The organism is Thermococcus sp. (assembly GCF_027052235.1).
Classification (GTDB): Archaea; Methanobacteriota_B; Thermococci; order Thermococcales; family Thermococcaceae; genus Thermococcus.
This window is the reverse complement of the sequence record NZ_JALUFF010000043.1, coordinates 1-12,085: the sequence shown is the minus strand read 5'-3', so window position 1 is coordinate 12,085 and position 12,085 is coordinate 1. Positions and strand designations below refer to the sequence as shown.

The following is a 12,085-nucleotide window of genomic DNA, read 5'->3' as shown; positions in this document are numbered from 1 at the left end:
AGCTTGAGGTACTTGAGAAGAAGGTCGACATCATCGAGGACCTCATAGAGGCCTACGAGGGCGACAGAGACCTCGATAAGGTGGCGGTACTGATGGACAAGCTCGGCCCTATGGTCGAGAGCATAATGGGCCCCCTAAAGGAGCTCATCGAAGAGCTCTACAGCCCTGAGAAGATGCAGGCTATGGGCAAGAGCGTGGCCGAATTCTACAAGAACCTCGTCGAGGCCGGAATGGACAAGGAAGACGCCCTTGAACTGACCAAGCAGTACATGGAAAGCATCAACGCGGCCAAAACAATCTTAGAAACCTTCCAGAGCTTCCTCACGAAGAAGGGTGGGGGTATAGTGATACACCCGGGCAAGAAGCATCCAGTTGAGGTGAAGGGGGAGAAAGATTGATTCTCCGCTCCCTTCTCAAATTTCTCTTCTTTCACCTTCCGAGGATAGCGTTTCAGACAGCAGGAATACTCCGCGCGATAAACCGGGGTAGAAGGGCCTTTAGGAGGGGCCTTGAGAGCGGAGGCCTTCCGAAAGAGGTCGTCGAGGAGCTTGTGAGAGAGTTTGACCCGCTGGAGGGGGTTAATCTTAGAGAGCTGATGAAAGATCTAAAACTACAAGGGTGATCTGGCAACTTTTCTGGCCTCTTCTTCCACGAGACTTTCAATCTCCTCTAAAAATTTGGAATAACTTATGACATCCAAGCCGTATTTGGAGAACATCTCGTACCTCTTAACCTTCTTGTCACTGGCCACGAGCAGGGATTCTGTTAGAATGGCGGAAGCAGCTGTCATAAGATCCGAAAAGTTTGGGACAATCCCTTCTTTCACAAACGCTCCCCCTAGTTCCGCCATCTTGACCATCAGCTGGTTGGAAACTTCAACAACGTTAAAAACTTCTTTTAGTGTTTTTACTTCCTTCTCAACATCGCCTTTTAACAGAGCCTTGGTCATAAGGTAGGAGTTTGCAGAGGGAAGGGGGATGTAGACCTGAAACTCAGCCAGAATGAACTCTAGTATCTCCTTGTTTTGCTTTCTTGTTATCTTGAGGAAGGAAACGGGATCGAAGGATATCCTCTCAGGAAGCATCCTCAAGTTGGAGTCACCCCGGTTAGTCTTCCGAATTTTCTAGCAACGATATTATCATCTCTGCCTTATCATCGTCTATCGAGACCTTCTCGGCCTTCATGTCGAGTTCAACGGAATGCCATACTTCAATGAGCTTCTTCAGCACCTCTGTATAGGATCGCGCATCAAGTTTGGCCTTAAGCTGTTTTATCGCCTCCCATGTTTCCTCGTCAACGGCTATGGTCTTCATTGCCATCACCCCTGCCCAACTTCAAATTCCTCGGCCAATCCCCTTGTTGTTCCCTCGGATACTATCTTTTTGAAAATTTCCACACTCTTCTTCCTTGGTCTTCTCTCCTTTGTTATTAAGTTTACCTCGTAGAGACCAAAGCGCATTCTGAATCCAAGAGGCCACTCGTAGTTGTCCGTTAAGGCCCAGTGGAGATATCCCTTGACTTCGTGCCCTTCCTCAATGGCCTTTTCAACCATAGCTAAGTGAGAGGCGATATAGTAGGGTCTCAGCACGTCCTTTGAATCAGCCACTCCGTTTTCAGTAATGTAGAGGGGGAGTTCATATCTCTCGGCCTCAACAATGGAATCGTATATCCCCTCTGGGTAGATCTCCCACCCCATATCACTTACGGGGTTTCCTGACTTTGAGGCCATCCCCGGTCTGCAGGCATAGCCATACCCGGGAACACCTTTGAACGAGATTAAAGGAAGCATTGGAAACTTTGGATCCTGCCACTTAACGACCTCCCTTGTGTAATAGTTTATTCCAATCCAGTCGTTGCCCTTCAGGTACGGCAGGTTTACGAACGTTTCTCCATCGAACTCAACGTTGAGCTTTCCCCACGTTATGGCCTCCAAGAAGAGTCTGCTGTGGAAGAAGTTGTCCTTCTCAGCCGCTTCAATGTCTTTCTCGTCCTTCGGGTTTTCTGGATAGGCAACACCGATGTTGTTGTAAATTATGCCAACCTCCGCCGCTTCTTTGGAGTCCCCATCTGCTTTTTTCCTGTCGAACTTCTTTATCATTCTGTACGCCAGTGCATGGGCGTTGATCATATTCAGCATTGCCAGCTTAACCGCTTCCGGGTTCATAACCCCGGGCGGAAATCCGGAATACGGTGCGAGGTAACCTAGCTCAACTACAACCATCGGCTCGTTGAAGGTGCTCCACATGTCAACGATGTCCCCGAGTTTGTACGCCATGTAAGCGGCAAACTTCGCAAACTCCACTACAGCCCTCTTGCTCACCCATCCGTTTCTGCCGTTTGTGAGCGCCTTCTCCCTCGCAGTTATTGGATCATGAAGCCAGTAGGGAAGGGTAAAATGGTTCAGGTTCACGATAACCTTAAACCCCTTCTCCCGAAGGCTTGATATGACCCTCCTGTAATATAACAGCTCCCTGTGATTTGCAAGCTCGTCCAGTTCCTCAAGTGTGTTTTTAGTAACCTTAACGCTTTCCACTAGGTCGTGTGATCTGTCTAGAGTATAATCAACGTCAACGCAGTTTGTGGGCCATGGAAAGATTCTGCTCCACTCTATTCCTATGCGATACGCGTTGAGACCCATTTTTTTTGCTATTTCGTGGTCGATCTCATAAAGTTCGTAACTGTTGATTCCTTCCTCGGGCAGATCACCGCTAACGAGGCCCTTTTCGATATTGTCTTTGTCCCTAACCCAGTGCCACCAGTCGGTGTTTGTGTCTATATGTCTCCGGTACTTATCACCCATCTCAAACTGAAAGCCGGACTGTGAAACGCCCCAATAAAAATCCTCTGGGAACATCGTGTCTGCCTCCCGCGTTCTCCCTAAAATATACCCCAACTCCATTACTTATAAACATTTCCCGAATTTATAAGATAGCTGCTTATTTTATAATACACAGCAAAACTTATAAGTTATAGGGATTAGTTATATCACGAGGACGTCCGTATTGGAGGTGTAGTGAATGAGAAAACTACTTGTGGCCTTGATTGTTGGGATGTTCTTTTTGAGTATTTTTGGCCAATCAGCTACGGCAACCAGCCAAATTCAGCTTCCACGTGAGGAGACCCTCTACGTTGGTGGTGGCCTCTGGAGCCAGCCAAACAACTTCAACCCAACCGTTAGTTGGGCCGCGGTAACCGGAACCATAGGACTCATTTATGAAACTCTCTTCCTCTACGACCCCCTCCAAGACAAACTTGAGCCATGGCTGGCCGAGAGCGGTAAGTGGGTTTCGGACAACACCTATAGGGTTGTTCTCAAAAAGGGACTAACCTGGCAGGATGGAAAGCCCCTCACCGCTGAAGACGTGAAGTTCACCTTTGATTACGCCAAGGAACATCAGGGTTTGAGCTACTCTCCCATCTGGGGATGGCTTAAAGAGGTAAAGGTTGTTGACGACAGAACAGTGGACTTCGTTTTCAGCGAGCCTCACTATGAGGAGTGGAAGTACTGGCTATACAACATCGCTATAATACCCAAGCACATATGGCAGGGCATTGATAAACCCGAGAGCTTCGCAAACACAGAGAACCCGATTGGTTCCGGAATGTACAAACTCTACCGCACGGACCAGATGAGGTTTATTCTCGTTAGAAACGACAACTGGTGGGGAATTAAATACTACGGAAAGCCAGCTCCGAAGTACATTGTCTATGTTATAGTTTACAGCAACAACCTTGCCCTCTCGATGCTCGTTAAGGGCGACCTTGACTGGAGCAACTTCTTCATTCCTGGCGTTCCCGACGTCAAATCACAATACGGGATTGTAACGTGGTTCGACAAACAGCCGTATCACCTTCCAATAAACACTGCCTTCCTCTTTCTGAACAACCAGAAAGCACCGCTCAACGATCCGCAGTTCAGGCGCGCGTTGGCGTATGCCATAAATCCGAAGGAGATAGCTGCTAGGGCCTCCCAGAATCAGGTTAAACCCGCTGATCCAACCGGCCTGCTAATAGACTATCCGGTTTTCAAGAAGATATACTACCCTGAGGCAGTTAAGGAATACGGTTTCACCTACGATCCGGCCAAGGCTAACGAGATACTCGATAAGCTCGGATACAAGGACATAAACGGTGACGGCTACAGGGAAACCCCCGATGGAAAACCGCTCAAATTTACTATAGAGGTCCCCTACGGCTGGACCGACTGGATGGAGATGGCGAGGGTTATAAGCGAGAACCTTCAGATGGTCGGAATTAGGGTTGATCCAAAGTTCCCAGACTACAGCAAGTACTGGGATGATATAACCAAGGGTCAGTTTGACATGGCCATCAACAACTTCGGAAGCCAGGTTTACGCAACCCCCTGGCAGTGGTTCAACTGGGTTTTTGACCCAAACGTCGCCCCGATTGGCAAGGCAACCTACTCAGGAAACTGGGGTAGGTACAAGAACGAGCGCGTGGCTGAGTTGCTCCACCTGATAAACGTAGAGAAAGACGAGAACAAGAAGATACAGTACTACCACGAACTTCAGGAGATATTCCTCAAGGATCTCCCGTACATACCACTCATTTATAACGGTGCTTGGTTCGAAGCCAGCCCGCAGTACTGGACTAACTGGCCCACGGAACATAACCCATACGCGCTCCCAATAACATGGCAGAACTACTGGCAGATGGGTGGAATAAAGGTTCTTTTGAGCATAAAGCCCGTGAAGACTACCCCAACACAGAGTTCAACTTCAACATCAACCCCAAGTCCGTCTCCAGCAGCTTCCAGTTCTAGTTCAGAAGCTACCAAGACTCAGGGAGGGGGTGGAATCTGCGGACCCGCTTTGATACTTGGCCTTGCAATAGTTCCACTACTTTTGAGGAGACGCAGGTAATCGTTTTAGCTTCCTTTTTTTCCTTTCACAATTGAGGAGGATTCAAGATGACAGGAATAAAAAGGTACCTCCTGCGAAAAACAGTCATTTACACGCTGACGTTTTTCTTTGCGGTGACGATAGACTTTATAATCCCTAGGGTAATGCCGGGGGATCCAATTGGAGTTCTTCTCTCAAGGTTTGCTACTTTACCTGAAGCGACCAAATACCTCCATAGCTACTTCGTTCAGGCCTTTGGTCTTGACAAACCACTGTGGGAACAGTACATCTCCTTCTGGAACGCCGTTCTCCATGGTGATCTTGGAATAAGCATCTATTATTATCCCAAGCCCGTGAGTAAAATCTTAATGGATGCAATTCCCTACGATCTTGCGCTTCTGTTTCCGGCACTCGTGGCCAGCTGGTTCGTTGGCAACTGGCTTGGTGCTATAGCGGGTAAAAACCGAAAATTGGACAGCTATTTAATGCCCGTTTTCTACTTCCTGCAGGCATCACCCTACTTCTGGTTTGCAATTCTGCTGTCTTATCTCTTCACGTTCAAGCTCGGATGGTTCCCGATATCGGGGGCCTACAGCTACGGTATAATTCCCTCCCTTAGCTGGAGGTTCATAAAAGATTACCTTTATCACTGGATACTTCCCTTCCTGAGCCTCTTTATGGTCCAACTTGGCGGGTGGGCAATTGGGATGAGGAATATGATCCTTTACGAGGTGGAGGCTGACTACATTCGCTATCTGGAATCCCTTGGGGCAAGCAACAGAACGCTGATGAAACACGCATTCAAAAACGCGATGCTTCCACAGGTTACGGGACTCGCCATTCAGCTCGGTCTTTTGGTAGCGGGAAACGTTACAGTTCAGGTAGTCTTTTCGTATCCGGGCATAGGTTACATACTGATGCAGGGAATAATGAACCAAGATTACTTCCTTATTCAAGGGGCATTTCTCGTTATAATCCTGACGGTTCTGGCGGCCAACTTCGTGATAGACCTGCTCTATGCATTTATAGATCCTAGAGTTAGGGCGAGTTATACAGAGGAGGGAGCTTAAATGTCACTAAAAAGAACTCTCCGAATCGCAGTGAAGAACACCAAGTTCAAGATTGGCATGGGAATAGTTATTATCATGGCTCTCTTGGCCTTGCTGGGCCCGCTAGTAACACCCTTTGACAACATGGGTTATTATCCCCTCAAGTTCGGTAGCCGCGTTTTTCCGAAGCCAACAACCCCCTCACTTCCGCCCATGTCCAAGGATACCGTCTACGGCCCAGGGGGTGTTGTAAACGTTACCCATTACCTCGGAACGGACAGCTTTGGGCGGGACATCTACGCACAGCTAACCTATGGAATGAGATCGTCTCTCTTCATTGGAATTGCAGCTGGAGGCCTTGCCACACTCCTCGGTCTGATAATAGGCTTTGTCGCGGGCTACAAGGGAGGCTGGACTGACGAGATACTGATGATGCTCACGAACATAATGCTCGTCATACCGACGATAGCCCTCTTGATAATCATAGCGGCTTACCTCCCCTACAGAGGAATTGGCATTGAGAGCCTCATAATCGGCCTAACGGCATGGCCATGGACTGCTAGGGCGGTGAGGGCTCAGACACTATCGCTAAAAAACAGGGAGTTTGTGCATTTAGCGAGGCTCTCGGGCCTCAGTGACCTCAAGATAATCTTTGGTCAGATAATGCCAAATATGATATCCTACGTCTTCATGGTCTTCATCCTCCAGTTTGGAGGTTCGATACTTGCAGCTGTTGGACTGGATTTCATCGGATTGGGTCCAACTAGAGGTATGTCACTCGGGATAATGCTTCAGCAGGCGGTACTTTGGAATGCGATAACTCTCGGCTACTGGTGGTGGGCCATTCCACCGGGTCTCGTCATTGCCATCTTGATCACGGGACTTTATTTTATCAACACCGGTCTCGATGAAGTGTTTAACCCCCGCTTACGGAGGGAGGAATAATGGCAATCCTCAAGGTCAGGGATCTCAGAATTTACTACGCCACTCCGGTAGGTCATGTTAAAGCTGTTGATGGCGTAACTTTCGATATCAAAGAGGGAGAGGTCTTTGGAATAGCCGGCGAGAGCGGTTGCGGAAAGTCAACACTTGTTCACTCCCTTATTCTCCGAAAGCCCCCAATGGTTCACATGGGGGGAAAGGCCCTCTTCAAAGGAAAAGATCTGATGAAACTCAGCGAGGAGGAAGCCAGAAAAATCCGCTACACTGAGCTTTCGATAATTCCACAGTACGCAATGAACGCGTTGAATCCAACCAAAAAAATCCGGGACATCGTATGGGATTTAGCTAAAGATCATGGATATACTGAGAGGGACGAGATTGAAAAGCTCCTCCGCGAGAGGCTGGCGATGGTAAAGCTCTCGCCCAAGGTTGCGGACATGTATCCCGTCGAACTCAGCGGTGGAATGAGGCAGAGAGCGACTATGGTGGTTTCCACGTTACTCAATCCCGATTTACTCATAGCGGACGAGGTGACTTCAGCCCTTGACGTCACAACCCAGCGTGTCGTTATAGAACTCCTCCACCACTTCATGGAAGAGGGCATAGTCAAGTCCATCATCTTCGTCACCCACGATTTAGCCTTGCTCGACAAGATTGCCGACAGGTTTATGGTGATGTACGCGGGTAAGGTGGTTGAGATAGGCCCGACGGAGGACGTCATCAAAAGCCCGGCCCATCCGTACACGAGAATGCTCATAGATTCCCTACCGCGCCTTGGCGTCCACTACAAGAGGCAGAAGCTCCGGAGCATTCCGGGTTATCCAATAAGCCTCCTAAACCCGCCGAGGGGCTGTCGCTTCTACACCCGCTGTCCCTACGTCATGGATCGCTGTAGGGAAGAAGAGCCTCCTCTCGTCAAAGTTGGAGAGGACCACTACGCCGCCTGCCATCTCCTTGGGGGTGAGAACCAATGAGCGAACTCCTCAAGGTTGAGCATTTGACCAAAATCTTCACCTCCGGTTTAATCGGTGGCTATGAGATTAGAGCCGTTGATGATGTTAGCTTCGAGATAAGGCCGGGGGAGATAGTTTCCCTCGTTGGTGAGAGTGGAAGCGGTAAAACAACCGTCGGAAAGCTCATCCTCCGTCTCCTTATCCCTACCTCGGGGAGGATTCTCTTTGAGAGTGAAGACATAACGACATTCAGCAAGAAGAGACTCAAGAGTGATTACTACAGAAAGGTTCAGGCCGTCTTTCAGGATCCCTTCGCGAGCTTCAACCCGCTCCATATCGTTGACAGTGCGTTTTACATGGTCTTTGATTCGTACTTTCCCAATTTGAAAAGAGAGGAAAGGGAGGAGCTAATAGACTCCGCCCTGAGGGATGTTGGCCTTAATCCCGCGGAAGTTCGGGGGAAGTATCCTCATCAGTTGAGCGGTGGTCAGCTCCAGAGGATTCTCATTGCTAGAGCTTTGCTTTTGAGGCCAAAACTCCTTATTGCAGATGAGGCCGTTTCAATGCTCGATGCCAGTACAAGGGTTGATATTCTCAACCTTCTAGGTGAGTTCAGGGATAAATACGGAACCTCCGTTATCTTCATTACTCACGATTTAGCTCTGGGTTATTACATCAGTGATTCGACGATAATCATGTACCGTGGGACGATTGTTGAGAGGGGTGATACCGAGAAGGTCTTCCACAATCCCCTCCATCCGTACACCCAGATGCTCCTCGAGAGCGTTCCGGATTTGAACGTTAAGTGGGAGTTCGGGAGGATAACGCCTGAGAGGGAGGAGAGTGTTGTTTACGCGATGGAAGGCTGTCGTTATGCGCCGAGGTGTCCGAAAGCAAAGGAAATCTGCTTCAAGGTTCGTCCCGAGTTGATTGAGGTCGAGAAAAACCACTGGGTTGCATGCCATCTTTACAAATAATACCGGTTGATAAAGATGACAGCCGCTGGCCGTGGCAACTACTCGTTCCGGGGGAGGTTGCCTTCCCCCGGTTTTTCTTTCTGGTTGAGCCTCTTAGTCATCACGCTGGTCTTAACACCTCCCTCAATCCAGAACGTCTCCGCCAGCTCCTATACGGCCGTTAATTACACCGCCAGGAACGGTCTCATCTTTGCCCAGAACACCACCAGCGGAACGGAGAAAGTTCTCTACCTTTACGGTGTCAACTGGTTCGGTTTTGAGCTTAAGGACCACGTGGTTTACGGACTCGATAAAAGGAACTGGAAGGAAATACTCAATGACATCAAAAGACTGGGATTCAATGCCCTAAGGCTTCCCTTCTGCAGTGAATCCATACGGCCTGGGACAAAGCCAGCTCCGGGAATGATAAACTACACCCTAAACCCCGACCTCAGAAACCTGACGTCCCTTGAGATTATGGAGAGGATAGTGGAGTACTCAAATCGCATCGGGCTCTACGTTCTTCTCGACTATCATAGGATAGGATGTAAAGAGATAGAACCTCTCTGGTACACCAAAAACTACACGGAAGAGATGTACATCCAGGATTGGCTCTTTCTTGCCAGAAAGTTTGGTAAGTACCCAAACGTCATCGGTGCTGATCTCAAGAACGAACCCCATGGTGAGGCCGGCTGGGGCACAAACGACGAGAGGGACTTTCGCCTCTTTGCTGAAAGGGCTGGACGGGAGATACTCAAGGTCGCTCCCCATTGGCTTATATTCATTGAGGGAACCCAGTATACCCACGTTCCGAGTATAGACCGTGAGATGGAGGAAAGAAGATGGTGGGCTTTCTGGGGCGAGAACCTCATGGGAGTGAGGAAATACCCGGTGAGATTGCCCAAAGGAAAGGTAGTCTATTCTCCCCATGTTTACGGGCCGAGCGTTTACATGATGGACTACTTCAAAAGCTCCGATTTTCCGAAGAATATGCCCGCCATATGGGAGGCGCACTTCGGATATCTCACAGACTTAAACTACACCCTTGCAATCGGCGAATGGGGCGGGAAATACGAGGGTCTGGACAGGGTGTGGCAGGACGCGTTCGTCAGTTGGCTTATAAAAAAGAGGATCTACAGCTTTTTTTACTGGTGCTTGAACCCCGAGAGTGGCGATACAGGAGGAATATTCCTTGACGACTGGAAGACCGTGAACTGGGAGAAAATGAGGGTCATCTATCGCCTCATAAAGGCATCCAACCCGAGATTTGAGGAACCACTCTACATAATCCTGAAAAGCAACACAACGACTTCGGTTCTAGGATACGGTGAGAAGGTAAGGATTTACTGGTACACCAGCGGAAAGGTCGTTGATTCAAATTTTGCCCGTGAAAGTGAGGGAGAGATTAATGTGACGCTGACTAAAAGCACGACGTTTTACATAGTTGCCAAGAAAGGAAACGTGACCATGAGGAAGGAGCTGAGACTGTACGTCATTGGGGGCAACGCATCAGTTACATCGTCCATTATACCATCCGTACCAGAGATCTCTTCAGAAGGGAAAAACCGCTTCTATCGATCCCCGGTTGTGCATCTTGCTGTTATCTTTATTATCCTGTCCTTTCTCATGTATCTTGTGGCATTAAGAATGAGCAGGTGAACCCAAGCTAGGCGTAAGATATGATCGGGTGGAAACTCACGAGGGAGACTGCCCCGAAGGGAGCGACGATTCCGATAACCTTTTCTGTAGCTGAATGTCCGACGGTAATGAAATATCGCCAGTGGAAGGTATATCGCCTATTCAGTGGCGAGCCCTTAGAAAGGACTGCTGGGCTCTTCTCAAGCAATTCTAACTCTCTCAGCATGTTCAATCTCCTTCAGCCTCTTCTCCAGCTCTTCAAGCTTTCTGACGTAGGCCTTCCACTCAATATAGTCGCCCCAGGCCTCAAAGGATTCCTTCGAGTCCGTAAGTTTCCTTTCAAACTCCTCTAATGTCATCCCGTATTTCTTTTCGAAGGCTTTCACCCTCTCACGTATGGGTGCCAGCTCGGAGATTATCCTCAGCCTCTCGTAAGCCAGCACGTCCCTCTTTGAAATCACGACCTCGCTCATTTATATCACGTCCCTAACTCGCGGTTCCCGAATAAATACCCTTCCTCGCAAGCCACTGGAACATCACTCCCGCCAAAAGGAACAGCCCGAAACTTACCGCGTAGGGTAGCGTTGCGTGTATACTTGCAAGGAAACCGGCTACGATAGGCGCGACGATGCCGATTACCTTTCTGTAGCTCGATATCGCCGCGTGGAACTCGCTGGCTTTTTCCTTTGGAATCAGCCTGAACATCCACGCGCGGTAGAAGGGGAACCAGAAGGTATTACCAAAGTCACCGAGCGCGTGGACGACCAGAACGGCCCAGAGCGGTGGGGCCAAGGCCATCAAAAAGGCGTAGAGAGCGTTGAGGAACATACCGAGGGCCATTGCTTGAAAACCCCTCTCCTTTGGAACGCGCTCGCTGGCGTAGGTTCCCAGAATCGAGGCCAGACTGCTGGCAACAGCCACAAGGGTTACCTCAAAGACGGTTTTCTTCAGGGTGAAGGCGATGTAGTTGATTAGGACTATCTCGGGAGCGAGAGCCCAGGCTAGAGTTAGCAAAGCCTCAACAGCCAGGAAGAGCCTGAAATCACCCGCCTTGAAGGTGAAGCCCTCCGGTGTTAGCCTCTCCTCCCTGCCCACTGCCGGGAGGAAGAGCTGGATGTAGGCGACTGTAAAAGCGGAGAAGAGGCCGAAGAGCATGAAGGCCCAGCGGTAGCTTTCGGGGCCCGGGTAGACGTAACCCAGAACGTAGCCCATCACTGGAAACGTAAGTGCCTGGGACATTTCAGGCAATCTGAGATGCCAGGCGAATATCTCCTCGTATTTGTCCTCGGGATAGATTATCTGCTCGTAGGCCCGGTAGAGAGGGTAGAGCATCATTGAAAGCTTTTCTATCGTCCTCCCGGTGAAGAGCAGAACCGGAGCGATAGCACCTTTGGCGAGGCCGTACAAAACGTAGGCGACTCCATCGAGAACGTCAATCGCGATGAGGCCCCTCTTTATGTCCCAGCGGTTGAAGGCCCTGCCGAAGAGGTAAGTTAGGGGAATCGAGGCGAGGTTTACAGCGGTAAAGAACGCCCCGACTTCCAGAATCGAGTAGCCAGTCTCCATGAGGTAGAGCGGGAAGAGTATCCAGACTATCAGGCCCGGAGAAATGAGCGTGTGGTAGAGGATGTAGGCTTTAGCGCCCCTCGGAATCTCGCTCCAGCGCATGTCCTCACCATCAGCTT

General features: G+C 49.6%; 13 protein-coding genes. 8 read left to right on the top strand and 5 right to left on the bottom strand.

Annotated elements, in window-relative coordinates; all coding sequences use genetic code 11:
- Both MVC73_RS04715 and MVC73_RS04710 read left to right on the top strand, forming a co-directional pair.
- The coding region (locus MVC73_RS04715; protein WP_297507568.1) for a hypothetical protein at nt 1–398 on the top strand (398 nt) is incomplete at its 5' end.
- Nucleotides 395–622, top strand: coding sequence for a hypothetical protein (locus MVC73_RS04710; protein WP_297507565.1), 228 nt, complete (start codon nt 395–397; stop codon nt 620–622). The genes MVC73_RS04715 and MVC73_RS04710, both read left to right, overlap by 4 nt.
- Here MVC73_RS04710 and MVC73_RS04705 read toward each other — a convergent pair.
- Genes MVC73_RS04705 through bgaS form a run of 3 tightly spaced genes read right to left on the bottom strand, consistent with a single transcriptional unit; the run spans nt 611 to nt 2,854 of the window.
- A complete protein-coding gene (locus MVC73_RS04705; RefSeq protein WP_297507579.1) occupies nt 611–1,084 on the bottom strand; it encodes a type II toxin-antitoxin system VapC family toxin in 474 nt (157 codons plus the stop codon). The genes MVC73_RS04710 and MVC73_RS04705 overlap by 12 nt on opposite strands.
- Nucleotides 1,085–1,106: 22 nt before the next feature.
- Nucleotides 1,107–1,319 (bottom strand): hypothetical protein, encoded by a 213-nt coding sequence (locus tag MVC73_RS04700; RefSeq protein WP_366938931.1) that lies wholly within the window; start codon nt 1,317–1,319, stop codon nt 1,107–1,109.
- Nucleotides 1,319–2,854, bottom strand: a complete 1,536-nt coding sequence (gene bgaS / locus MVC73_RS04695) for a beta-galactosidase BgaS (RefSeq protein ID WP_297507574.1) — start codon at nt 2,852–2,854, stop codon at nt 1,319–1,321. The genes MVC73_RS04700 and bgaS overlap by 1 nt, the downstream gene beginning before the upstream one ends.
- Before the next feature lie 163 nt (nt 2,855–3,017).
- Here bgaS and MVC73_RS04690 point away from each other — a divergent pair, with 163 nt between their 5' ends.
- The 6 genes from MVC73_RS04690 to MVC73_RS04665 all read left to right on the top strand — a co-directional run bounded on the left by MVC73_RS04690 (nt 3,018) and on the right by MVC73_RS04665 (nt 10,421).
- Nucleotides 3,018–4,883, top strand: a complete 1,866-nt coding sequence (locus MVC73_RS04690) for an ABC transporter substrate-binding protein (RefSeq protein ID WP_297507562.1) — start codon at nt 3,018–3,020, stop codon at nt 4,881–4,883.
- Between the two features lie 47 nt (nt 4,884–4,930).
- Entirely contained in the window at nt 4,931–5,932 is a 1,002-nt protein-coding gene (locus MVC73_RS04685; protein ID WP_297507560.1) for an ABC transporter permease, read from the top strand.
- Nucleotides 5,933–6,856 carry an ABC transporter permease gene (locus MVC73_RS04680; RefSeq protein WP_297507557.1) on the top strand — a complete coding sequence of 308 codons (924 nt, stop codon included), beginning with the start codon at nt 5,933–5,935 and terminating at the stop codon, nt 6,854–6,856. It begins immediately after the preceding gene.
- Nucleotides 6,856–7,827: an ABC transporter ATP-binding protein gene (locus MVC73_RS04675; protein ID WP_297507554.1), complete on the top strand. Its 972-nt coding sequence runs from the start codon at nt 6,856–6,858 to the stop codon at nt 7,825–7,827. Before MVC73_RS04680 ends, MVC73_RS04675 begins: the two co-directional genes overlap by 1 nt.
- The gene (locus MVC73_RS04670; RefSeq protein WP_297507551.1) at nt 7,824–8,783 is read left to right on the top strand and encodes an ABC transporter ATP-binding protein; all 960 of its coding nucleotides are present in this window, start codon (nt 7,824–7,826) and stop codon (nt 8,781–8,783) included. The genes MVC73_RS04675 and MVC73_RS04670 overlap by 4 nt, the downstream gene beginning before the upstream one ends.
- An 84-nt stretch (nt 8,784–8,867) precedes the next feature.
- Complete coding sequence (locus MVC73_RS04665) at nt 8,868–10,421, top strand: glycoside hydrolase family 5 protein (protein ID WP_297507548.1); 1,554 nt, start codon at nt 8,868–8,870, stop codon at nt 10,419–10,421.
- Nucleotides 10,422–10,600: 179 nt separating this feature from the next.
- Here the strand turns inward: MVC73_RS04665 and MVC73_RS04660 are convergent, their stop codons facing one another.
- Nucleotides 10,601–10,873, bottom strand: a complete 273-nt coding sequence (locus tag MVC73_RS04660; RefSeq protein WP_297507545.1) for a hypothetical protein — start codon at nt 10,871–10,873, stop codon at nt 10,601–10,603.
- Between the two features lie 13 nt (nt 10,874–10,886).
- Nucleotides 10,887–12,068 (bottom strand): MFS transporter, encoded by a 1,182-nt coding sequence (locus tag MVC73_RS04655; protein WP_297507571.1) that lies wholly within the window; start codon nt 12,066–12,068, stop codon nt 10,887–10,889.
- Nucleotides 12,069–12,085: the final 17 nt, after the last annotated feature.

Bases quoted from the DNA above. Each gene is read 5' to 3' on its own strand.
- MVC73_RS04690 (WP_297507562.1), top strand. From the start codon at position 3,018: ATGAGAAAACTACTTGTGGCCTTGATTGTTGGGATGTTCTTTTTGAGT.
- MVC73_RS04675 (WP_297507554.1), top strand. From the start codon at position 6,856: ATGGCAATCCTCAAGGTCAGGGATCTCAGAATTTACTACGCCACTCCG.
- MVC73_RS04670 (WP_297507551.1), top strand. From the start codon at position 7,824: ATGAGCGAACTCCTCAAGGTTGAGCATTTGACCAAAATCTTCACCTCC.
- MVC73_RS04700 (WP_366938931.1), bottom strand. From the start codon at position 1,319: ATGGCAATGAAGACCATAGCCGTTGACGAGGAAACATGGGAGGCGATA.
- MVC73_RS04705 (WP_297507579.1), bottom strand. From the start codon at position 1,084: ATGCTTCCTGAGAGGATATCCTTCGATCCCGTTTCCTTCCTCAAGATA.
- MVC73_RS04655 (WP_297507571.1), bottom strand. From the start codon at position 12,068: ATGCGCTGGAGCGAGATTCCGAGGGGCGCTAAAGCCTACATCCTCTAC.
- MVC73_RS04680 (WP_297507557.1), top strand. From the start codon at position 5,933: ATGTCACTAAAAAGAACTCTCCGAATCGCAGTGAAGAACACCAAGTTC.
- bgaS (WP_297507574.1), bottom strand. From the start codon at position 2,854: ATGTTCCCAGAGGATTTTTATTGGGGCGTTTCACAGTCCGGCTTTCAG.
- MVC73_RS04660 (WP_297507545.1), bottom strand. From the start codon at position 10,873: ATGAGCGAGGTCGTGATTTCAAAGAGGGACGTGCTGGCTTACGAGAGG.
- MVC73_RS04685 (WP_297507560.1), top strand. From the start codon at position 4,931: ATGACAGGAATAAAAAGGTACCTCCTGCGAAAAACAGTCATTTACACG.